The sequence below is a fragment of the Desulfoprunum benzoelyticum genome (assembly GCF_014201505.1).
In the GTDB taxonomy this organism is placed as follows: Bacteria; Desulfobacterota; Desulfobulbia; order Desulfobulbales; family Desulfocapsaceae; genus Desulfoprunum; species Desulfoprunum benzoelyticum.
Map to the genome: position 1 here is coordinate 98233 of NZ_JACHEO010000011.1, position 21450 is coordinate 119682.

General features: G+C 46.1%; 23 protein-coding genes and 1 riboswitch. Of the genes, 12 read left to right on the plus strand and 11 right to left on the minus strand.

All coding sequences use genetic code 11. The annotated features are described in order from the left end of the window. Window position 1: 1 nt before the first annotated feature. Window positions 2-418 carry a TraV family lipoprotein gene (locus HNQ81_RS10525; protein WP_183351127.1) on the minus strand — a complete coding sequence of 139 codons (417 nt, stop codon included), beginning with the start codon at window positions 416-418 and terminating at the stop codon, window positions 2-4. A 395-nt stretch (window positions 419-813) separates the two neighbouring features. Next, on the minus strand, window positions 814-1806 hold the full coding sequence (locus HNQ81_RS10530; RefSeq protein WP_183351129.1) for a sirohydrochlorin cobaltochelatase: 993 nt from the start codon (window positions 1804-1806) through the stop codon (window positions 814-816). A 116-nt stretch (window positions 1807-1922) separates the two neighbouring features. Further along, a riboswitch (cobalamin riboswitch) is annotated at window positions 1923-2107 on the minus strand. A gap of 253 nt (window positions 2108-2360) precedes the next feature. On the opposite strand from HNQ81_RS10530, the gene HNQ81_RS10535 reads away from it, so the two are divergent. The 12 genes from HNQ81_RS10535 to HNQ81_RS10590 all read left to right on the plus strand — a co-directional run bounded on the left by HNQ81_RS10535 (window position 2361) and on the right by HNQ81_RS10590 (window position 14890). Beyond that, window positions 2361-3395: an energy-coupling factor ABC transporter permease gene (locus tag HNQ81_RS10535; RefSeq protein WP_183351131.1), complete on the plus strand. Its 1035-nt coding sequence runs from the start codon at window positions 2361-2363 to the stop codon at window positions 3393-3395. 83 nt (window positions 3396-3478) lie between these two features. After that, window positions 3479-4288: a cobalt ECF transporter T component CbiQ gene (cbiQ, locus tag HNQ81_RS10540; RefSeq protein ID WP_183351133.1), complete on the plus strand. Its 810-nt coding sequence runs from the start codon at window positions 3479-3481 to the stop codon at window positions 4286-4288. Further along, window positions 4288-5049, plus strand: coding sequence for an energy-coupling factor ABC transporter ATP-binding protein (locus tag HNQ81_RS10545; RefSeq protein ID WP_183351135.1), 762 nt, complete (start codon window positions 4288-4290; stop codon window positions 5047-5049). Before cbiQ ends, HNQ81_RS10545 begins: the two co-directional genes overlap by 1 nt. 391 nt (window positions 5050-5440) lie before the next feature. Beyond that, window positions 5441-6019: a DUF5666 domain-containing protein gene (locus HNQ81_RS10550; RefSeq protein WP_183351137.1), complete on the plus strand. Its 579-nt coding sequence runs from the start codon at window positions 5441-5443 to the stop codon at window positions 6017-6019. 63 nt (window positions 6020-6082) lie between these two features. Beyond that, on the plus strand, window positions 6083-6757 hold the full coding sequence (locus tag HNQ81_RS10555; RefSeq protein ID WP_183351139.1) for a response regulator transcription factor: 675 nt from the start codon (window positions 6083-6085) through the stop codon (window positions 6755-6757). Continuing rightward, a complete protein-coding gene (locus HNQ81_RS10560; protein WP_183351141.1) occupies window positions 6754-8157 on the plus strand; it encodes a sensor histidine kinase in 1404 nt (467 codons plus the stop codon). Before HNQ81_RS10555 ends, HNQ81_RS10560 begins: the two co-directional genes overlap by 4 nt. A gap of 216 nt (window positions 8158-8373) precedes the next feature. Next, window positions 8374-9039, plus strand: a complete 666-nt coding sequence (locus HNQ81_RS10565) for a cytochrome b/b6 domain-containing protein (RefSeq protein WP_183351143.1) — start codon at window positions 8374-8376, stop codon at window positions 9037-9039. A 61-nt stretch (window positions 9040-9100) separates the two neighbouring features. Next, window positions 9101-9457 carry a hypothetical protein gene (locus HNQ81_RS10570; RefSeq protein ID WP_183351145.1) on the plus strand — a complete coding sequence of 119 codons (357 nt, stop codon included), beginning with the start codon at window positions 9101-9103 and terminating at the stop codon, window positions 9455-9457. Window positions 9458-9464: 7 nt separating this feature from the next. Beyond that, a complete protein-coding gene (locus HNQ81_RS10575) occupies window positions 9465-12020 on the plus strand; it encodes a cation-translocating P-type ATPase (protein ID WP_183351146.1) in 2556 nt (851 codons plus the stop codon). Beyond that, window positions 12014-12805: a hypothetical protein gene (locus tag HNQ81_RS10580; RefSeq protein ID WP_183351148.1), complete on the plus strand. Its 792-nt coding sequence runs from the start codon at window positions 12014-12016 to the stop codon at window positions 12803-12805. Before HNQ81_RS10575 ends, HNQ81_RS10580 begins: the two co-directional genes overlap by 7 nt. A gap of 4 nt (window positions 12806-12809) precedes the next feature. Next, window positions 12810-13904: a metallophosphoesterase gene (locus HNQ81_RS10585; protein WP_183351150.1), complete on the plus strand. Its 1095-nt coding sequence runs from the start codon at window positions 12810-12812 to the stop codon at window positions 13902-13904. Between the two features lie 326 nt (window positions 13905-14230). Then, window positions 14231-14890 (plus strand): tellurite resistance TerB family protein, encoded by a 660-nt coding sequence (locus HNQ81_RS10590; protein ID WP_045706594.1) that lies wholly within the window; start codon window positions 14231-14233, stop codon window positions 14888-14890. Between the two features lie 423 nt (window positions 14891-15313). Here HNQ81_RS10590 and HNQ81_RS17355 read toward each other — a convergent pair whose 3' ends face one another. The 9 genes from HNQ81_RS17355 to trfA all read right to left on the minus strand — a co-directional run bounded on the left by HNQ81_RS17355 (window position 15314) and on the right by trfA (window position 21211). Then, window positions 15314-16480, minus strand: a complete 1167-nt coding sequence (locus HNQ81_RS17355) for a TrbI/VirB10 family protein (RefSeq protein WP_205240122.1) — start codon at window positions 16478-16480, stop codon at window positions 15314-15316. Further along, a complete protein-coding gene (locus tag HNQ81_RS10600) occupies window positions 16477-17214 on the minus strand; it encodes a TraK domain-containing protein (protein WP_183351152.1) in 738 nt (245 codons plus the stop codon). The genes HNQ81_RS17355 and HNQ81_RS10600 overlap by 4 nt, the downstream gene beginning before the upstream one ends. Then, the gene (locus HNQ81_RS10605) at window positions 17207-17782 is read right to left on the minus strand and encodes a type IV conjugative transfer system protein TraE (RefSeq protein ID WP_183351154.1); all 576 of its coding nucleotides are present in this window, start codon (window positions 17780-17782) and stop codon (window positions 17207-17209) included. The genes HNQ81_RS10600 and HNQ81_RS10605 overlap by 8 nt, the downstream gene beginning before the upstream one ends. Beyond that, window positions 17779-18060, minus strand: a complete 282-nt coding sequence (locus tag HNQ81_RS10610; protein WP_045706597.1) for a type IV conjugative transfer system protein TraL — start codon at window positions 18058-18060, stop codon at window positions 17779-17781. The genes HNQ81_RS10605 and HNQ81_RS10610 overlap by 4 nt, the downstream gene beginning before the upstream one ends. A gap of 30 nt (window positions 18061-18090) precedes the next feature. Further along, window positions 18091-18426, minus strand: coding sequence for a hypothetical protein (locus tag HNQ81_RS10615; protein ID WP_205240121.1), 336 nt, complete (start codon window positions 18424-18426; stop codon window positions 18091-18093). 58 nt (window positions 18427-18484) lie between these two features. Next, window positions 18485-18988: an OmpA family protein gene (locus HNQ81_RS10620; RefSeq protein WP_183351156.1), complete on the minus strand. Its 504-nt coding sequence runs from the start codon at window positions 18986-18988 to the stop codon at window positions 18485-18487. A 128-nt stretch (window positions 18989-19116) separates the two neighbouring features. Further along, window positions 19117-19557, minus strand: coding sequence for a hypothetical protein (locus HNQ81_RS10625; protein WP_183351158.1), 441 nt, complete (start codon window positions 19555-19557; stop codon window positions 19117-19119). Next, window positions 19554-20090 (minus strand): sigma-70 family RNA polymerase sigma factor, encoded by a 537-nt coding sequence (locus HNQ81_RS10630; RefSeq protein WP_183351160.1) that lies wholly within the window; start codon window positions 20088-20090, stop codon window positions 19554-19556. The genes HNQ81_RS10625 and HNQ81_RS10630 overlap by 4 nt, the downstream gene beginning before the upstream one ends. 206 nt (window positions 20091-20296) lie before the next feature. Further along, entirely contained in the window at window positions 20297-21211 is a 915-nt protein-coding gene (gene trfA / locus HNQ81_RS10635) for a plasmid replication initiator TrfA (RefSeq protein ID WP_183351162.1), read from the minus strand. Window positions 21212-21450: the final 239 nt, after the last annotated feature.

Genomic DNA, 21450 nt, shown 5'->3' on the forward strand with positions numbered 1-21450 from the left:
GCTATTGCTCCTCGAGGTCAGTGAGAACCCACTGGGAGTCCTCAATTTTGAGATAGACATAACGGCTCATAAACAGCTCTTCGTCTTCTCCTTTATAGGGGAGCAGAAGAACCCGAAGGATTTTGGGTGGCTGCAGGAGCGGCTTTGTTTCTTCTTTAAGAAGCTCGGCAACTATCCTGTACCGATTGTCTTGCACCTCTTGCTGGGCATTTTCTGTAAGTGTTGGGACAACCTCAATCTCTGTTTCTGGATGCCTTGCTTTCTGATAGGCGGTGGGGGTGTCGATACACTCCCCGGCATCGTCCTTTGCCCTACATTTAAAATCCTCATTGTAGGGATTGAGGACAGGGCCACATCCGGCGAGGAGTAGCATAAAGAGGAGAAAGAGATGTCCGAGGATTTGGTTCAAATTGTTCACAGGTGCATTCCCAAGATTCGAATTATCACACTAACGGAGAGTGCAAGGATCGTCTTTTTTCTTACTATCTATTTTCTCAGGGGATGACTTGTGAAATGGATGGGAAGTAGCGGAGAAAGCGTTGAAGGGATCAGAGGGCTGGTTCTGAGTGCAAAAGAGCCGCTATGTCAAAGTTGATAATAGGCGAAAAGCAATCAAAATTAACATGATATAGTAACACTCACACTGAGCAGTGTGGCATTTGGGTAGTTTTGAGCGGCAATCGCGTTCTAATTTGATTTACTTCCAGAGGTATTCTCGAGGCAGGTGATGCATGCCAAGAAAGAGGCTCCACTAAAAGAAAATACCTGGAACAATATGATATTGGACCAGGTAGCTTCAACTTGGTAAGGAGTTTACTTGAGTGTTATCCCAGCGTCCTCGGCAGCATCAGCGGCATGATTAACAAAGATATCGGCAAAATTGTCATTTTCGCCAAGCCCTTCCGTTACAACAATAACTTCAAAACCATTTTTCTCTAAAATAGATTTCCATGAATCATCTTCGGGGCCGGCCATGTCATTAATTGTATGATCACCGGCAACCACCATAAACGGTTTAAGGATTACTTTTTTGATCCCATACAGATTCAAGGTTTCAATAACATCTTCAATGGCAGGATATCCCTCCACATTTCCGATAGCCGTTACAAGATCAGGATACATCTTCCGCATCTTGGCCGCCAGCTCTAGATATATCCCTCCATTACCAGGAAAAAATTCATTGCCATGCCCCATGTAAAGAAGCCCTGCTTTTTCGTTGATTGCACGCTTAACATCCGGCTCCATTATCTCTGCTACCGCATTAATGTCTTCGGCATAGGGGTGTTTCAGACCATATGTTCCCAGTGCTGGTCTCCCTAAAGCCACTTTATAAAAAGGTTTATACTTAGCCTTTTTTAAGGAGCCCATGTTCATCAGTGCATCTACGTAGGTATGCAGGTCAAGAAATTCCTCTCCCATGGAAATATGTGTTGGCTGTATGACTATGGTGTCATAGCCATCGTTCTGCAAATCAGCAATCGTGGCAAGTGGCGTCTTTACGTGGAGGATATCTGCGGGTATTTCTGGGTGAGCTTTAATATATTCTGCATCTTCTGCTCGATGCTGCCATTTTTTTCGAATAATATTTGAGGTAAATGCTATCCGCACTGTTGTGTCCGGATATTTGGTGATGATTTTAGAGCGGATATTGAGTAATCCTTGTAGCGCGGGCTCCACGGTGGTGCCAAACATTGCGAGAACAATGGCATTTTTATGTGTGACGTCATAGGCACCGCTTGCTTGACAATGTGTTGTCACAGCCAGGAACATAACGACAACCGCGAAAAAAAATGACTTCAACTTCATAATAACCTCCTTCTTTTCACGGTCTGGAAAACAAAAATCCCAGACCAATTAAATAATTGATCCAGGATATCCCTATCATCTCCCAGATTACACTTTGTTCGTTTCTTTTCCGGAGAACACGAACAGAAATTCAGGTAGGTCTTCTGACTCTCGGATCTTTCTCCTTCCACACCTTCCCATTCCTTAAGAACAGTGGCTTTATCGTGGAATTCGTCCCCGATTACAGCGGCGGGCCCGTCCCGGATTTACACCGGGTTCCCTTTTCAGCTTGTTAGCAAGCACCTGAAAGTATCAGAAATATATACAAAAAGATAACGTAACGTCAACATGTTAATTGATCTCAAGCGTTAGGCTACTGGCCCACGATTATTGACGAAAAGAACCGAAGAAGGGTTTTTGTTGATACAACCTTTTGTGTTGACACACGAATTTGAGTTTTGTAACATCTTGGTAATACTTATATGAGATTAGTGTTACTTTGGTGTTTAGCTATTTTTTCTATAAGAAGAAGTATATCAAATCATGATCACTTTTTTATCAGGAGGTACAACCAAATGCATATGGCCGACGCACTTTTATCACCTGCTGTAGGTGGCACCATGTGGGTAGCAACAGCTGGAACAATTTTCTATTGCTCCAAAAAAGTCAAACAAGATCTTGATGACCGTAAAATTCCTCTCATGGGGGTTCTTGGTGCTTTTATCTTTGCTGCCCAGATGATTAATTTCACCATTCCTGCAACGGGTTCCTCCGGCCACTTGGGCGGAGGTTTGCTCCTCGCTATTTTACTTGGCCCGTATGCGGCATTTTTGACGATAGCTTCAGTACTGGTGGTGCAGGCATTGTTCTTTGCGGATGGTGGTTTGTTGGCGTTGGGCTGTAATATCTTCAACCTTGGCGTATTCCCATGTTTTATTGCCTATCCATTTATTTATAAACCGATTGCCGGAACAAATCCGACACCACTGAGAATTGGAATTGGGGCAACGCTTGGAGCGATCATTGGCCTGCAGCTTGGGGCGGCAGGAGTTGTTTTGCAGACGGTTGCTTCTGGTATTTCAGAACTGCCATTGAGTGCATTTATTTCTGTGATGCTTCCGATACATCTTGCAATTGGTCTTGTGGAGGGGCTTGTTACCGCAGCAGTAGTCTCTTTTATCTGGAAGTCGCGGCCCGAATTACTTGACCTGACGGCTGCTGCTCGACCTTTAGGAGACATATCGCTAACAAAAGTTATCGCCACTCTTGGAGTAGTCACAGTCATCACCGGGGGGGCTCTTTCCTGGTTTGCATCTTCCTCTCCTGATGGGCTGGAGTGGTCGATGTTTAAAGTTTCCGGCCACGAAGAACTGGAAGCACCGGAAAAAGGGATACATCATACCCTCGCTGTTTTACAGGAAAAAACATCCTTCTTGCCTGATTACGGCTTCAAAGCAGGTGAGCCTGAGGCTGAAGGCTTGGTCGAAACGGCGTCTTGGCCGGCAGTTGACAGTGGCACGACAACTTCCGGGCTGGTTGGAGGTTTGATGACTCTGGCCCTTGCTCTTTCAATAGGTCTTCTCTTTAGAAAACGCAGCAAGACAGCTTGATATGCGCCTTTCAAATGGTAGGGGGGAAGGAATGACTCTCCTGCCATTTTTTATGCATGAGATTGCAACAGAGAAAAACAGGCATGGCTAAAATTGATACCGCATTTTTTGATCTCAGCAAATTAGAGGAGATGGCGAACAATGACACGGTCATTCACCGAATTGATCCAAGGATAAAAGTTTTAGTTGCCTCAATGTTTGTAATTTGCGTTGTTTCATTCCATAAATACACAATTTCCGCTATCTTACCTTTTGGTCTTTTTCTTATCATTGTGATGGGACTGGCAGAAATTCCGGCTTTTTTTCTGCTGAAAAAAATAGTACTGGTGTCACCTTTTGCTATCATGGTCGGCATCTTTAACCCCTTGTTCGATCAGCAACCGATTATGGTTCTGGGAGCAATTACCATCACGGGTGGATGGGTTTCCTTTGTGTCTATCTTGTTGCGTTTTGGTCTCTGTGTCGGTGCAGTGTTAGTTTTGATTGCTTCTACAGGTTTTAATACGATCTGTTTAGCCATGGTTAAGCTCGGGATGCCGAAGATCTTTGCAGTACAGTTGCTGATGCTTTACCGCTATATCTTTGTTTTGATCGAGGAAGGGCTGCGTATGTACCAAGCTATGACCCTCCGCACTTTTCATGGACGAGCTATAGCTATGAAAACCTATATGCATCTGGCAGGTCAGCTACTACTGAGAACTCTTGATAGAGCTCAACGGATTCACCTTGCTATGCTTTGCCGCGGATTTGATGGAAATATCCGGATTCGTCAGTCATTACGAATGGCCAGGCTAGACATCTTTTTTCTTGCAGCATGTTTTGCAATTCTTCTACTTATGCGCTGTTATAATATCCCTGCGATGTTTGGGCGATTGATTACTGGAATAACATAATGAGCCATCACATCGTTGAAGTTCAAAATCTTAGCTATACCTATGCAGATGGCACAAAGGCAGTAGACGGTATCTCATTTCTTATCCACCATGGCGAATCGGTAGCCGTCGTTGGGGCCAATGGTGCAGGGAAGTCGACCTTGCTATTGCACCTGAATGGATATCTGACTCCCCAGAAGGGTAAGGTTCGGATAGGTGATTTTCCGCTTACCAAAAAAACTATAAAGGACATTCGAAAAACAGTGGGAATGGTATTTCAAAATTCTGACGACCAGCTCTTTATGCCGACTGTCTACGATGATGTCGCCTTTGGTCCTCTGAACTTGGGGCTGCCAGCAGAAGAAGTAGAGCAACGAGTTCTAGAAGCGCTTTCCAGAACAAATTCAGAACATCTCAAGGACCGTCCGCCATACAAGCTCTCTGGTGGAGAAAAACGAGCGGTAGCCATTGCAACTGTTCTTGCTATGAGTCCAGATATTCTTGTTATGGATGAACCAACCTCAAACCTCGACCCCAGAGCTCGCCGTTCTCTTATTGACCTTTTATCTGGTTTTCATCATACCAAGATCATCGCTACTCACGATCTCGATATGGTCCTTGACCTCTGCGAGCGTACCATCGTTATCCTGGATGGTAAAATAATGGCCGATGGTCCAACGTTGGAAATTTTTCAGAACACGGACCTTTTGGTTACCTGCCACCTAGAAAAACCTCTCCGAATGCAGCCTTGCCCAGTATTAAAACCTAAAGTACTCAAATAAATCCGCGTGCCACAAAAAAGTATCTGGCTTTAACCTTCCTTTAATCCTGCCCTTGTTATTTTAAAATCAAAGATGGATCAAGGTTTGCGGATCTGAACATTGACTTTGCATCTACATTCTTTTGCTATTCTTTCTATTTTTTTGCATTGGCTTGAACTGGCTTTGATTTATTTTCCACCATCGGTGTCAGACTCATACTCGCCGGCAGGTTGTTATCTGCGCCAACCAAAAAAGTTATTGGGTACGAGACGAGAAGTCTAGAGAACGGGAGTGAGAAGTAGCATCATGACGATGATTAATGCCCTACCGAGGCAGAGAGGGGAAGTGCAGGAAATAAAAAGAATGTTTTTCGAAAGAGCGGCTCTTATTGTTAAATCTCTTGGAGGCGATTATGAAAACCTTAATGATGACTTTGGTAATGGGGCTGGTCCTTGGTTGTATGGCTTGGCCGGTATTCAGCAGCGAAGATGATTGCGAGAATGGCAGGCGCATAGTCGATGGTGAGCGTGATTCTGCAGGGTATCGGAGCAAGATCTACGGTACGGTGGAGAAACTTCCAGAGACCGGACTCGCTGGGATATGGATCGTTAATGGACGAGAATTTGTTGTAACAGAGCGAACCCGCCTGGAGCAAAAACATGGGCTAATTGAGCCCGGTGCCTATGTCGAAATCAAAGGTATAAAATTGGATAACACCTTTACTGCCGATAAAATAGAAGTCAAAAGAGCAAAAGCCGGTGCTTTCTACGGTGCAACCGAGCAAAAAATCACAGGTAAGGTAGAAAAAATACCAAAAGGGACCCTGGGCACCTGGGTTATAGGAGATAAAGAGGTTCTTGTCTTAAAAGACACTGTATTACAAGAAAAAAATGGCAAAGCTACACTTGGATCTCTTGTGGAAGTGGTTGGTATCAAATCGGGAGAGACCTTTAAGGCCGGCAGGATAGAGACACAACAAGCCATAAAGTAAGGGGTGTGTGGGGCAAGGAGGGTTTTGGCCATGACGAAAAAGGATATCAAGAGGTGAGACGTTATGAGAATTCTGGTCATTGAAGATGAGAAAAGACTTGCCGCGATTCTAAAGAAGGGGCTTGAGGAGAGCGGTTTTGTCGTCGATGTGGCCCTTGACGGTGAAGATGGACTCTTTATGGCTAGAACCTATCCGTACGATGCTGTACTCCTCGATATACTTCTTCCAAAGGTCGATGGACTTACTGTTCTCAAGAAACTCAGGGCCGAAAAGATAGGGGTTCCGGTCCTGATGCTGACGGCAAAGGGTGAGCTTGAGGACAGAGTACGAGGCTTGAACCTCGGGGCTGATGATTATCTTGTAAAGCCATTTGATTTTTCAGAGCTGTTGGCACGCTTGAATACCGTTATACGAAGAAGCATGGGCAAGGCGTCTCCCATCATCATTATAGATGATCTGTCCCTAGATATGAGTGCTAAGACTGTCACCAGGTCGGGAAAAGAGATCAATCTTTCCGCCAAAGAATACAACCTCCTCGAGTATCTCGCATTGAACAGTGGCCGGGTGGTCGGCAGAACCGAACTGACCGAGCATCTGTATGACACGGAGTTCGACTTAGATAGTAATGTTATAGATGTTTACATTAATTACCTTAGAAATAAGATAGATAAGGGCTGTGACAGGCAATTGATTGTGACGGTAAGGGGTGCTGGTTATGTCTTAAAGGGGGAGCAATGATCTGGTTGAAATCGATTAAGGGTAGACTTTTTGGGTGGTCTTTCTCCTTCATCGCTACCATGCTCCTAGCCATGGGGGTATTTTTGTATAATGAAGTTGAAGAGATAATACTGGAATCCGTCGACAAGGCTCTCCATTCAAAAGAACAACTCATCACTGGGCTTTTACACGAAGAGAACAACAACATTGAGATTGAGCTTTCGGAAATCATGCTCGGTGAATATTCCCTACCGAGATCCGGCCATTACTATAAAGTACTGATGAACGGCCTTCTCCTGGCTGCCTCTCCTTCCATAGTGGAGGATGATTTTGACCTGGCATCTGGGAGTATTGTTTCCTCGGATGCTGAGAAGAGCCAAGAAATCTATATGGCCACAGGGCCCGACAAAGAACCGATCAGAACTCTTCACCATAGTTTTAGGACCTACGGTCGGTCCTTTGACATATTTGTCGCCGAAAGTATCAGGGAACATGTTGGGATGATACATACCTTCCGGAACTTTTTGATGATAATTATCCCCGCAAGTATTCTGATCGTTTGCCTTGTGAACAGATGGATAATAACACGCTCCCTGCTGCCTCTGGATGTCTTTGCGACATCAATCAGTAAGATCACTCACAGGAGTCTGGACAACAGACTAGGGGTAAAGACTGAAGTTCAGGAGTTGGATGGGCTTGCGGAGTCGTTCAACGATATGTTGAGCAGACTGCAGAGGGCGTTTGAATCGGAGAGGAGGCTGGTGTCCGATGCCTCCCATGAGCTCAAGACACCTGTGTCGGTTATCAAGGCCCATTGCGATGTGCTTCTTCTTAATGATCGCAGCAAAGAAGAGTACCGTGAAGCTCTAATGACGATCCAAGACGTCTCTGCCAATATGGGCAGGCTCATAAACGACTTGCTTTCGCTTGCACGACTCGATGCTGGGGCACTGTCAACGTCCACCTCGAGAGATGTCTCCTTGAAAACCTGTATACATAATGCTCTTAGGTTGGTTCAACCTCTCGCTGAGCAGAGGGCCGTCAGTGTCAGGGTATCTTCTTCGAATGATCTTTTACTGCAGGGTGACGGCGACAGGCTGACGGAAGCCTTGCTCAATCTGATCGAGAACGCGGTGAGGTATAACAAAGAGAACGGTGTGGTGGATGTCTCCTACATTCAAAAAAACGGAGCAGTGCATGTTATGGTTTCGGATACTGGAATTGGCATCGCCGAAGAAGACAGGAACCGAATATTCGACCGCTTTTACAGGTCTGACGCCGTCAGAAATAGCGACGGAACTGGTCTTGGCCTCAATATTGTCAAGTTAATAGTTGAAGGCCACCATGGAACGATCATGGTGGACAGTACAGTGGGTCAGGGCAGCCGTTTTTCGATTACCCTTCCTCTGTCGGCGTCGTGATAATCCTCTTGAGAGCGTTTATCCGAAAATTATTGATGTGTTGCCTTGCGATCGATTTCTGCTAGCCACCGACGGTTTGCTCGATACGGTTTCCTATAAAAAAATTGAGTCGACCAAAAGTGAAGAATCTCATCCTGAAGCGACAGCTAGCCGGCTGTTATCGACAGTAACGGATAGGGTGAACAAAACGACACAATATTATTTCTGGAGAAAGAAATGAACGAAAAAAAACAGGTAGTCGTATGGGACTCGTTTATACGAGTTTTTCACTGGTCATTGTTGCTGCTCTTCTTTGTGGCATATCTTACTGGAGATGATAAAGGACCTCTTCATCGTTATGTTGGTTATGCAGTCCTGTTGCTAGTGATAGCCAGAATATTTTGGGGTTTTTGGGGTACAAAACATGCTCTTTTCAGTGATTTTATATGTTCTCCTGCAAAGGGTCTGAACTACCTGAAAGAACTTGTGACCGGCAAACCAACACACTATATCGGTCACAATCCCGCAGCTGCCTGGATGATTCTCTTGTTACTTGCAAGCAGCATAATAGTCTGTCTGACTGGTTATGCGGCGCACACGACCAAGAGAGGACTGAATTCAATAGGTTCCGGTAATACAATCTCGATTGTTGGAAACGCCTACGCCGATGACGACAAAAATGAGCGGCATGAAGATAAACATAAAGAACGTGAAAGGCATAGCGATAGAGAAAATGATGATGAGAGCGACAGCGTCTGGAGCGACATTCATGAAATATCAGCACAATTCATGCTGATTTTGATTTGTTTACACATTGTTGGAGTTGCTGTCTCAAGTAAAGTGCATAACGAAAACCTGGTGAAAGGAATCATTACAGGAAAAAAAGATATAACAACCGAATAGCTGTTCAACTAGAAATTTCATCAACCAAATATCACCTGGCACAAAAAGGAAGGGTATATAAGTGAACCAATCAGAGTTACAAAAAGCATTTAATAATTTTAAGGCCAATGATCAACTTAAGAAAAAGCTCAAAATATTTTTCACCATTGGTTGCCTCGGTATGGTGCTGGTGGGTGGTCTCATCCTTTGGGCAGGTGTCGCGACCGTTCAGCAGGTGGCAAAGATTGGAAGTAATGTAAACGTCCAGGAGCAGGTGGAAAATCTCAAAGGGGGCATTCCAAAAATTCCAGCCATTGTTAAGGTTGGTTGCTGGGAAAAAGTGCAGAGTCTGATGAGTATACAGGTTTGGCTTGAGACTCCTCTTGGTGAGAATATCACGACTTTACAGAATGCGTGCTTTGGAACGGATAGCAAATAAATACCCCATGAATGTCAACACTCAACCAGGTATGTCTTTGGGCCTCAGCGAAACTCAGGCCCAAGCAAAAATTGCCAGGGAAGGATTTAATGAACTCCCTTCTTCCAAGCCCAGGAATCTTTTTGCAATCGCCTTGGGAGTAGTTCGGGAACCTATGTTCCTGCTGCTGGTGGCCTGCGGAACACTGTATCTGATCCTGGGCGACCTGCAGGAAGGGGTCATGCTGTTAGGTTTTGTCTTCGTGATAATGGGGATAGAACTCTACCAGGAAAAAAAGACTGAGAAGGCTTTAGATGCCCTGAAGGATCTGGCGAGCCCCCGAGCCCTCGTTATTCGCGATGGAAGCGAAAAGAGAATTGCCGGGAGAGAAGTGGTAACCGATGATATAATTATCCTCCAGGAAGGAGACAGGGTGCCGGCGGATGCCACTGTTCTGACATCCGTTAATCTCTTGGCAGATGAATCCTTACTTACCGGAGAATCAGTGCCGGTTCGAAAAAACGAATGGGACTCGCATTTAGAAAAAACGCATCCCGGTGGTGATGATCTCCCTTTTGTCTATTCCGGCTCCTTGATTGTTCAGGGCAATGGCATGGCAAAGGTGACCGCTACCGGCATGAATACAGAAATCGGCCGCATCGGCAAAGCCCTGGAATCGGTAATGCCAGAGGACACTAAACTTAAGCGTGAAATGGGTTCGCTGATCAAGAAACTGGCGCTTATCGGGATTTTTCTTTGTCTCCTGGTGATCGCGGTCTACACCATATCCCGAGGCGATTTACTCAAAGGCTTTCTTGCGGGTCTGACCCTTGCCATGGCCATGTTGCCCGAGGAATTTCCTGTTGTCCTTGCTGTGTTTATGGCACTTGGTGCCTGGCGTATGTCGAAACAGAGAGTCTTGACCAGAAGACCTGCAGCTATTGAAACTCTTGGCTCCGCGACGGTGTTGTGTTCAGACAAAACAGGGACCCTCACCCAAAACAAAATGACCGTTGCCTGGTTGTATAACGGTTCGGAGTTCTTCTCACTGGCGGACGACAAAAGCTTCCCGGGAAATTTCCATGAAATTTTCGAATACGGCATGCTTTCGAGCCAGACCAATCCCTTTGACCCTATGGAAAAAGCCATCTTAAAGATGAGTGAGTTGCATCTTAATGGAACCGACCATATCCATACCGACTGGGAGATGTTGAAAGAATATCCTCTTTCAAAGGATTTACTGGCCATGTCGAGAGTGTTTCGGCAGACGGGGAAAGACGAAAAAACCATTGCGGCAAAAGGTGCTCCTGAGGCAATTTTTGATCTATGTCACCTGGATGAGCAACAACAGCGGGAATTGGCGTCCGCCGTCGAACATCTCGCCGAGAAGGGGTTGCGGGTCCTTGGCGTTGGCAAGGCAAGAATCGAATCATCAGACTTACCTGATATTCAACATGATTTTGATTTTGAATTTGTGGGTCTGATCGGGTTATCCGATCCTATCCGGCCAAATGTGTCGGAAGCAGTCGCAGAATGTCACCGGGCAGGCATCAGGGTAATTATGATTACCGGGGATTATCCTATAACGGCAATGAATATTGCCAAAGAAATAGGCCTGCAAAACCACGAAGTCTGCATTACCGGTCAAGAACTGCAGGTGATGTCCGAGACTGAGTTGTGCGAAAAAATTCAACATATTAATGTGTTTGCCAGGGTTGTACCAGAACAGAAACTGAAAATTGTTAACGCGCTCAAGAAAAACAATGAAATTGTCGCCATGACAGGAGATGGCGTCAATGATGCTCCCGCGCTAAAGGCTGCCAATATTGGCATTGCCATGGGAGAAAAAGGCACCGATGTCGCGCGGGAGGCCTCTTCCTTGGTGCTGATGGATGACAACTTCGCCTCTATCGTTGGTGCCGTAAGGATGGGACGGCGAATTTTCGATAATCTCCAGAAAGCACTGGGGTACATATTTGCAATCCATGTACCTATTGCCGGACTTTCACTTATCCCTATATTTTTTGCCGATTTACCATTGATCCTCTGGCCTGTTCATATTGTGTTCATGGAACTGATAATAGACCCTGCCTGTTCCATAATTTTTGAGGCGGAAAAGGAAGAGGCCAACGTCATGTCCAGGCCACCGGCAAAATTTGATGAACCCTTTTTCGGAGGACGGAAGATTCTTCTCAGCTGTCTGCAGGGGGTTGGTGTACTTATCATTGTCATGGCGATTTATGGACTTGGCTTGTCTCAGGGGTATTCAGAAAAAGAGGTCAGAACCTTCTGTTTCATCACCCTTATATCCTCGAACATTGCCGTAATATTGTCCAACCGGTCCTGGACGAGAAATATTTTCCAGATCCTGAATACTCCTAACCCAACCGTAAAATGGGTAGTCGGCGGCGCGATACTTTTCCTCGCACTGGTATTAAATATCCCATTTCTGACGGGAATATTCCTTTTTGAAAAGGTGGATTTGCTGGAGATCAGCATCTGCGCTGCAGCAGGTTTATTGAGTATTACGGGCTTTGAGATTTTTAAACTGGTAGCCAACCGTTCCAAAAGAGAGTTATGGTAAGCAATGAAATCAGCTACAGATTGGACGAATTTGTAATTATAGAGCACAGTAGCGTCGTACTGACCTGGGTAAAGCATATGCCATTTGGCGGCCAGCGCAGCGGGCAATGCCATCGCCTTGACAATATACTTGTAATGCTTCCCTGGGACCATGAAGGACCAGGTTACCTGAAATGGGAATTTCATGAATATTCTATGCAATTGCCCAGATGGACCAAGACACATTATTACTGTTTTGCTTCCTCTCTTTGTCAAGTAGGCATTGCCCAAGGTCTTTCTACCGAGGAAATAAGGCAGATAGCTGGTGGCGAAAGCAGTCATGAACTTGTCAAAGTGCCAGAGTCAGGTTCTTTCCAACTTGGTCGATACAAAATCACCATCCATAGAAGTAACTTCATTTCTTGGCTAACTATAGGAGGATTAAATAAAACGATAGGCGGAACATGTTTTATCGAATCCGATATTATTTTTTTAGGTCCTCAAGAAAATGAATCTGAAACAAAACAGAGGCGACTCTTTTTTGCCGAACTCAAGTTGCTTCCCTTGTGGGATAAAACTGTTGCATGGGGGCACGCTGGATCTCTTAAAATTTGTGAGAAGTTCAAAAATCAATCGCCTTCATATTCTGCTCCCTGGAATCCTGAACCTAAAAAGATCTCTATCAAGGACAATCTCATTTTTTTGCAGAGTGAAGGATCGAGCGAAGAAAAGTTCAGAGAAATCAAAGAATCAGGCATTGACTGGTTAAAAAATATATGGACTCGTGTTTACCGAGTAGTCTGGTGACCCAATGTTCGGAATCGGTCTGACCGTTATTTCAACTCTTCTCCTTGCCTATATTGTGTGGAGAATATCCTCAATCCAAAAACTCATTGAGGTTACTTCAAAAAAAGCTATCCTTTATAGTGGTATTGTTATCTGGATTATCCTTGTCAGCGGACGATTATTTGGGCATGGAAGCGGTTCGCTATGGGCCTCAACAGTCGAATTCGTAGGAATCACGATTACAGCCGTTCTTTTTCTTATTTTCTCCTGCCTTTTTCCGATAGATCTCGCCACCGGATTTGGTCGTTTCTTTCCCCGCCTGGCTCCTCGTCTTCGGGGGTGGGCAGTGATAGGAGGTTGTCTACTTTCGGCGGTGGCGGTAATCCAAGGAATCCGTCCCCCTGTAGTATCTCATCACGAAGTGAAATTGAAAAATCTGGCCAAGGTGCTTGATGGCACCACTCTGGTCGCTCTTTCCGATCTCCACCTGGGATCAACCCTTGGTCCTCGGTGGCTCGGGGCCCGTGTTGCCCAGGTCCAGGCACTGGAGCCGGACATTATCCTGTTGCTCGGGGATATCTTTGAAGGACACGGAGAAAATACTGAAGCCTTTTTACCAGCGTTCCGAAAATTCTCAGCGCCTCATGGTATCTGGTCTGTGGATGGAAATCACGAAAATCATGGGAGGACCAGAGAATCCGGATCATCTCTTGAAGGAACCCACATTCTCACCCTGCAAAACGAGTTGACACAACCCCTTCCTGGTTTGCTCCTGGCCGGCCGAAGTATTCCACGTGGGCATGACCAAGTACCGACAACTCCCCCCTGGAATCCTCCAGAAGATCGTCCGCCAGGTGGCCTCATCTTGCTTTCCCACATCCCCGAAGATTCTCAGGAAGCAGCAGACACAGGTGTCAATCTCATGTTGTCAGGACACACACATGGTGGCCAGATATGGCCTTTTAGTTTCCTTGTGGAGATGGTTCATCCCCGGTTCGGAGGGATTTACAATATAGATGATATGACCCTGCTGGTCTCACGTGGTACCGGCACCTGGGGCCCCAGAATGAGGCTATGGCGCACCAGTGAAATCCTTCATATCACTCTTCGGTCTGAGTAAAAAATCTACGGTTGCAAGGCAACAAAGATGGTTATAATGGAGGCGGCTAAACAAAGACAAAGCCTTAATGAAGTAACGAGGTTCGCAGCAGATACAGTTGACACGGCAAAGACTTGCGAAGATGCTAAGATTAGCAGAACAATCATACGATTGTATACCATAACCGTATTCCCCATCTTCAAGGATCAAGTTTTCCAGTGACAATATGTTGTTTCAACATCACAAAAAAGTCACTTCTACATACGCTTCATAAGAATGAAAGGTTTTACGATAATTGAGAGGAACAGAAGTTTTGAAGATCAACCTATATTAAACAGGAACCAACGATGATTGACATGAATAAACTCCTAGGTCAACTGCTAGGCAGCGGTGCGGCTGGTGGTTTTGCGGGAGGTTTGGCCGGTGGACTTGCGAGCAGCATGCTGACCAGTAAGAAAGGACGTAAGCTGGGTACAAAAGCGCTCAAACTGGGCGGGGTTGCTGCAGTAGGCGCGCTGGCTTACACTGCTTTCCAACGTTACAACCAGGGTGCCACGTCGACCCTGCCAGCCACAGCGGCAGATCTCACTCTGGCGCCACCCGGCACTGCATTCATGCCCAAGGAGAATGATGATGCGGCCAATGAAGCATTGGGACTTACGCTGGTACGAGCTATGATTGCTGTAGCACGAGCTGATGGACGGCTTGATACAGAGGAAAGCCAGTCTATTTTCCAAAAGATTCAATCCCTAGGGCTGGACAGTGAAAGTCAGGCTTTACTGGTGGAAGAAATGGGCCATCCTGTTGATATGGACGCTATTGTCAACAGCGCCACCAGCCCAGAGATTGCCGCAGAAATCTACACAGCATCACTACTGGCTGTCGATATCGACACCGCTGCTGAAAAAGGCTATCTCGCCATGCTGGCCGCACGTCTACGACTGCCTTCTGAGTTGGTCGTGGAGATTGAGCGACAAGTGGCAGCGCAAAAATCATTTGCTCAATAGATTGTTCTGCAATCTACCAGCGGCATGTCAATGCCGGTAGATTGCAGTATTGGAAGCTGGGTAACAAGTTTACGCCCACCACAGACAGCACACTTAGAAAATGAAGGCCTTTCTTACAACTGTTTAGCCACAGATAGAACACAATTATAAGATCGAAACATGGATTGAGTAGAAAGTTTATGTTCCTGATGAAATTGCGGCCCGATTTCATCGTTGTCATCTCAATGCAAGTCGCAATTCTCGATACGTTCGACTTATGACAGATTTGTTGCTTGTGTATATTTTTGATCTGTCTCGTTTTAAATGGGGGCGTGAAAGTCTTGTGCAGAGGCTGGTTAGTGCTGGGCGAACAATATAAGCGCACTTCTGGCAGCAGACGAAAACGACTAACGTCCATTACTTTAATTTCTGAGATTTTACCCCTTATAAGATCTCGCCCTCAGTCTCCCTGATTTCTAATTCCTTCCCTTCGGATACAACAACAGTGATCTTCTTTGAAGCACCTACTTCAATTACTGGAGTTGCCTGTTTGGCAAGACTCAGGTAAAAATCGTGCAAGCTTGCCGCCCCTTCTGATAAGCCCCCACCAATCGAATATTTTGCCACTTGACCGGAATCGATGGTCGTTGTTGTTCCGAGAGCTGAAGTTGATTGGGTCGTAGCCGATGTTTTAAGCATATCACCCATCCCACCAAAGAATCCGGCCACGATTGTTCTGGCAGTGGCTGCGCCCATTCTTGAGACTACTCGGCCGGACAAACCTACTTTGCTGTCGGAGTCTGTGACAAAACCTTTTACCTGGGTATCAATAATGGCTTTGCCCTCGTTACTGAGACAGGAAAGCGAGACGAGTCGCACATCTGCCCGCTCTTTGTCAAGCCTGCCCACTGCTTCGGCAATGACGAAGCATCCTGCCAAGTTGGCCTTGATATCATTTGGAAGAACTGCTGGTGTCTGTATTCTGAGAAGAAGTGGCTCGGGATTGTTGGTTCCTTTACCTGAGGTAGAAGCATCGAAACCGGTCAGTAGCTTTGCCTCCATAAAGGAAGGGGGGAGGTAGACTGTCCTTCCTTTTTTTTTGTCGTTCCCCGAGTCTGGCTCTCCGGAAGTAATGGTCGGGTTCGACAATACACTGATCTCACCGATCATCTTTGGCTCAAGTTGAGAATGTGGCGGAAGGTTTGCGGGTATGGCTCTTCCATCAGGTGGCAATGGCCATGGCTGCTCATTGGGCAGAGGTTTTGGAAGCACTGTAGGTTGAGTCACCTCATCGGCAGAGGGGATTTTCGGGAGAGTTTTTTCGGTAAGGTGCTGTTCAGTTCTCTTCTGCTCCCGAGCTAATTTGTCTACCGTTTCCTGAAGAGATTCAAGTTGCCGTCTTTGTTCCCGGAGCATGGTTTTTTGGATCAAATCTGGTTCCAGCTGGATTTCGCGAGTTTTCTTTTGTCCGAAAAAGCCTTTGGAAGTGCCAGGACCGGAAGTGTTGTACCCGGTAGCAACCAGAATAATGAATATGACACCGATCCCGGCCCAGATAACAATTTTCTTTTGTTTGGGACCAAGATCGTTGAATCTCTTTTTTAGGCTCATTTCACCCGCTCCTTCTGGTCCACTACGAACACCATGGTGGATTGGCTGAGCTCCAAGGTGTGATTGTCCACGGCGACTGCAAGAATTGAATTGCTGATGGAAGAGGAGAGGAAAAGGTGTTCACTCACATCAATCGAGCCCTCTGAGAGGGATGTCGCCTGATATTTTCTTAAACGAAGTCCAACGCCATCCACATCAACAACCTGCAATAATTGTATTTCCAGATCAGGAGAAAGAGATACCGTCCTGGTTGAATCGCTTATCCTATAACTTGCTGGGTAGTCACCGTGGTAGGCCTCTCTGATCAGTAGAAGTGCCTGTTTCTCCAAAGGCATTTTTTGATAGTGGTTAATGTTTTTCTTGAAAGTATCGCCGCTGGGGGATGCAAGGCGGAGTGTGACTGAAGGGATGTCCGCAGGTGTGACGAGCAGGGTGTATACCGCATTGTTACAGACCACAAATAGTTCGCTCTGGGTATCTGCGTATACATATTCAGATCCAGAATCCTCGATCTTGAATTTTATAAATCCATTATTGCCGGAAAAATGCCCGGTCATGGCCTTTTCCTGCGAGAAAATTAAGTCGTTCATCGGTCCTGGACAAACAATCCGGTTGATATCCCTGTTAGAGAGCTCAACAGTTGTTGGGATCTCTGCCTGGATTACCTCACTTGCCAGGCAGTTGCCGGCAAATGTTAGAATCAAGACAGCCGATGCGAGTAATATTCTAGCCACGTTCCTGCTCCTGCTTTTGAGTCAGTTTTTCTTTGAATGATACGATGTAAAATCTGCCGTCTTGTAGGCGGTAGTCGATCAGATAGGTTTTACTGGTATTCTCAAGCAATGTATCCCCGGCATACTGTTTGAAATTTCCAAAGATCTCTATGAAGCCTTCAGTGACACTGATTTTCTCAAGATAGAAGACTGAGCTGACCTGCGATTCTTCGACTCTGCTGGCCAAGGAATACCAGGAATTGGAAGCCTGCGGATATACCTCTGGAGCAAAATAGGCGAGCAGTTCCTCAAACTGGCCCCGTACTGTCGGGGGTGAGTAGGTGGCTGCAAGACCTACAATTCTCCTGCTTATGTCTGAAATATAGGCGTCATTGGGTTTGCCCTGAATAAACTCGACAGTCCCGGTCATCCTCGGTGGGATCAGGACTACTCGTTGATATTTTACCGCTCGATAGACCATGGCTGAGTTGAACATGACGGTAAACGCCAGTATGGTGATAGTGAACTTGAGCAACCTGTTTTGAGCAAAGAGGTTGCTTGTTTTCTGCAGAAAGATCTCAGCGTTCATTCATGAAACTCCCTTTGGAAATAATCAGGATAGTTTTTCATCTGAATAAAACCGAACATATAGAGGACATGCCTGAGAAACCCTCTTGATTGCGATCTCTTGGTCCGGGTGTAGAAGTATTGGGTGATCAGAAACACCAGCCACATAATTTTGCCGTAAAGAAGGGCCAAGGTGAGGGTGAATACACAGAGGATCAACTCGTCAGTCTCGAACCAGAGTACCTGGATGGGTCTTGAAAGGTACTGGGGGAATCTGTGGGTAAAATTGTTTTCGCTCAACGGATCTTTCTCCTCTTGATTCCATGGCTTTTAGCTGATCATTGCACCAATGGTCTGGACAACAGCGTCAGCCTTGAGCAGAAAAGCTCCACCTAAAACGACTCCTGCCGCAGGTAAAATCATTTGCCGGATGGCAAGTATTGCCGAGAACACCATGCAGGCAACACCGGCTACAAAGCCGATAGGTCCCAGCAGGATTTGGTTCACCCCGATATCGTAAAGATCATAGGCAAAGGAACCTGCCGCCGGCACGGTCATGGCGGCTGCATTGCTCGATATCAGGCAGAGCGTTGCGATAATGGCGAAGGTTGTAAGATTTCTACCCTGTTTTCCCTTGGCAGTTTCTGACAGGATTTTGTCGTTCATTCGTTCTCCTCCTCTTAGCGAAATATTTATTGTTCCAATTCCATCTGTCTTGCGTCGGCTATTCTGTCCTTATCTCAACCCGACGATTTTTGAATAATTCTTCCGGGTTGGTGGCTATGGGATCCGCCTCTCCTTTGGCTTGTAGTGCGACCACAGTAAATCCTTGGCTTTTAAGAAAATTGACCACCATAACAGCACGTTGCATAGAAAGCAGGAGGTTGTATTGCTCGGAACCAATTTCACAGGCATACCCGGTTATAAACAGTGGAGTATCATGCGTAATTCCATAACGCTGCATATTGTCGAGGAGTATTTGCGCAGCTTTGGATGAAAGAGCTGAACTCCCTAGTTCGAAATGAATCCCGGGAAGATTATAAATCTGCGTTGATGATCTCTTCATTGCTGGAGTATCGGTGAGCACAAAGGTGATGTACGTTACTTTCCGGGTGATTTTCGATTGGAACTCGTACAAGTCCTGACGAATCTCAATTGCCTGCAGCTCTACTGATGGCAAAAGGAGGGCAGTCAGTGCGAAAATTATGATTTGGGTTTTGTTCTTCATCTCTGTCTTCTTTTTTCCGACTGTGTGACCAATTTTATCTTTACAGTATTGCCCCGGTTGGAGGTGGATGAGTTGTAATCGGTAAAGGTAAGTGTCAATAAATGCTGTTTATTACTTATTTGTTTGTGCTAAGTAAGAGACGAATCAGGCTGTTCGTCAGCACGTTTTCTCTCACGATATTTTGCCACCTGAACGCGGTTTCGTATTTTGTAGAGGCGTTTTATTTGTTGTCTGGTGAGTAAAAAACAAAAGGTTGTTTGGATTTCTTCGATGAGTGTGCTCATCTCAAGTTTTTGACCAGGTGCGAGATTGAAGTATCTGCTGGATGCATATCGTTCCCATTTTGTGGGAAGATCGGCTGTCCTCAGAAAACTGTGACGAGCCTTTAGTGAAAGACGGCTCAACTGGGCACGTACAATTTCCTTTTTACCCCAAATTCGTTCCAGGAATTGCAGACAGAGCTGATCTTCTTTGCTGAGAGGATCAGTGATGATACCCTCACGGTGTAGATAGCGGAGAATTCGTTTGGGTATTGAGATTTCCTTCGCATATTCAGAAAGAGGAATCATCGAATTGTTCCTTCAATTTTCTGGATACTTTCACTCACCACCCGGCAGGCATGACGCCGGCTGATATTGAATTCTCTGGCAATATCCGGGGTACTGGCAGGGGTGGATTGATGTAACAGCCAGCGGCAGATTTCACGTTGTCGTTTGCTGACAGCCTGTAAAGCCTGTTCGATTTCGATTTCTTCAGGTTCGCTGGTTTCCTCGTTGGGGTCTTCTGAGCAGGGAAGCAGATAATCTTCCAGGCAATGGACGGTCTGGATACCTGAAGCCAACTTGATGCAACTTGTTTTAAATATGACTCGGAAAAACGGGATGAATCGTTCAGGAGATTCTTTTTTCTTGGAGGTGATCAGAGCTTTTACGGAGGCAATTGCAGCTTCTTGATAGAGATCTTCGTAATCGCCAACCATAAATTTGATATAGGGCGAGGCAATCTGCCGAATGAGGCTCTTATTCGACGAAACCCAGCGTAGTGCTGTGGACCACGTCTCCTGTCTGGATAGTTGTTGATCTGTCGGTAATGAACATGTCATTTTTCATTTCCTAAAAGATTAATATAAGATTAAAAATGATTAGGCATTTGCGGCTGCTCTTCTCAATCCCAATGTTTTCGGGCGTTTCCGCAGATATCTCGAAGCGAAGTTGCGACCGCTATGCCCCCTTTGTGCGACCGCTATGCCCCCCTCTTTACGACCGCTATGCCCACCCTTACGACTGCTATGCCCCCCGGTTGCGACCGCTATGCCCACCCCTTACGACCGCTATGCCCCCTGGTTGCGACCGCTATGCCCCCCCTGTCAGGTGTCCCGGGATAGTTGGTGTCCCGTTTTTTTACGTGAACTTTGTCCTGGAGGTCTATTTTCCAGGAAGTGATGAGTTCAGCTTTGGTCAACTCATCCAATGCACGTCGCAGCTTTCCGCGAAAATCCGACAATCTGCCGATGCTCGCCCCACATAAATGTTTTAGCGTTGCGACTTTTATCGGGTAGGGTTCTTTGTGGCTGGCATAGAATCCATGCAGCCATTTGGCGAGGTCAGTCTTCAACTTCAGCCGCTGGTGCCATTGCAACTGGGTCCAACCAGCGTTAAAGAGTCTGCCAAGCTTGGGATTTATCTTGAGGAAGTAACCCTGGCTTGAGCTGTTGTAGATAAATTCATCAACCAGTGAACCTGCATAGGTATATGAGTCGGTCCAATAGCTGTTTTTGACTTCTAGGGTGATTTCTACCGCAGAGCCGGTGAGCCGTCGGAGACAGTCCTTGAGCCATTCACGGCCTGATTTCCCGGCACTGCGACCTATTCCATGAAGAAAGCCCTTTCCGGTGAATCGCACATATTCACTGGTTTTTTGTTGCAATGAGACCAGGTGAAGAGCATGGATAAGTACATCAAAATCACCTTGATCGAGGCGCCAGCCGGTATAGCGAATATCGAGTCCCTTTACTGCAGCGATGACCTCTCCTTTGACAGCTTTCCGACGACCCCGCTGGATGACACCAAAGAGGGAGGAGCGCAAACAGATATTCGGGATGCCCCGGGTTTGTATAGGCCAGAGTGGGAGGGGGGAGGAATCTGCTCGTGTTTTAATCTCTTTCTGAAGCTCAGGTGAAAGACACTTCAATCCTTTGGTCGTTGGATCATCTTCACGTTCCACTCTGCATTACCAAAGGTGAATATCTTTTGATTTCCTCTTCCGGCCCGGTTGCTTGCGTGATTTTTCCTCCATGGCAGACGTGTCCAAAAAATTATCTGATTACCACTGAAACTCAGCCTCGACAGATTTATCCGTGATGGGACTCTATCTGTCCTACCAACCATGGTAAGGTACTCTCTCAGAACAACCACAAGAGGAGCATGCCATGGCAAAAAACAAAATCCAGTTCCAAAAAGGGT

Bases quoted from the DNA above. Each gene is read 5' to 3' on its own strand.
- HNQ81_RS10545 (WP_183351135.1), top strand. From the start codon at position 4,288: ATGAGCCATCACATCGTTGAAGTTCAAAATCTTAGCTATACCTATGCA.
- HNQ81_RS10560 (WP_183351141.1), top strand. From the start codon at position 6,754: ATGATCTGGTTGAAATCGATTAAGGGTAGACTTTTTGGGTGGTCTTTC.
- HNQ81_RS10555 (WP_183351139.1), top strand. From the start codon at position 6,083: ATGAGAATTCTGGTCATTGAAGATGAGAAAAGACTTGCCGCGATTCTA.
- HNQ81_RS10615 (WP_205240121.1), bottom strand. From the start codon at position 18,426: ATGAACGACAAAATCCTGTCAGAAACTGCCAAGGGAAAACAGGGTAGA.
- HNQ81_RS10530 (WP_183351129.1), bottom strand. From the start codon at position 1,806: ATGAAGTTGAAGTCATTTTTTTTCGCGGTTGTCGTTATGTTCCTGGCT.
- HNQ81_RS10565 (WP_183351143.1), top strand. From the start codon at position 8,374: ATGAACGAAAAAAAACAGGTAGTCGTATGGGACTCGTTTATACGAGTT.
- HNQ81_RS10625 (WP_183351158.1), bottom strand. From the start codon at position 19,557: ATGATTCCTCTTTCTGAATATGCGAAGGAAATCTCAATACCCAAACGA.
- HNQ81_RS17355 (WP_205240122.1), bottom strand. From the start codon at position 16,480: ATGAGCCTAAAAAAGAGATTCAACGATCTTGGTCCCAAACAAAAGAAA.
- HNQ81_RS10585 (WP_183351150.1), top strand. From the start codon at position 12,810: ATGTTCGGAATCGGTCTGACCGTTATTTCAACTCTTCTCCTTGCCTAT.
- HNQ81_RS10580 (WP_183351148.1), top strand. From the start codon at position 12,014: ATGGTAAGCAATGAAATCAGCTACAGATTGGACGAATTTGTAATTATA.
- HNQ81_RS10620 (WP_183351156.1), bottom strand. From the start codon at position 18,988: ATGAAGAACAAAACCCAAATCATAATTTTCGCACTGACTGCCCTCCTT.
- HNQ81_RS10535 (WP_183351131.1), top strand. From the start codon at position 2,361: ATGCATATGGCCGACGCACTTTTATCACCTGCTGTAGGTGGCACCATG.
- HNQ81_RS10550 (WP_183351137.1), top strand. From the start codon at position 5,441: ATGAAAACCTTAATGATGACTTTGGTAATGGGGCTGGTCCTTGGTTGT.
- cbiQ (WP_183351133.1), top strand. From the start codon at position 3,479: ATGGCTAAAATTGATACCGCATTTTTTGATCTCAGCAAATTAGAGGAG.
- HNQ81_RS10575 (WP_183351146.1), top strand. From the start codon at position 9,465: ATGAATGTCAACACTCAACCAGGTATGTCTTTGGGCCTCAGCGAAACT.
- HNQ81_RS10605 (WP_183351154.1), bottom strand. From the start codon at position 17,782: ATGAACGCTGAGATCTTTCTGCAGAAAACAAGCAACCTCTTTGCTCAA.
- HNQ81_RS10590 (WP_045706594.1), top strand. From the start codon at position 14,231: ATGATTGACATGAATAAACTCCTAGGTCAACTGCTAGGCAGCGGTGCG.
- HNQ81_RS10630 (WP_183351160.1), bottom strand. From the start codon at position 20,090: ATGACATGTTCATTACCGACAGATCAACAACTATCCAGACAGGAGACG.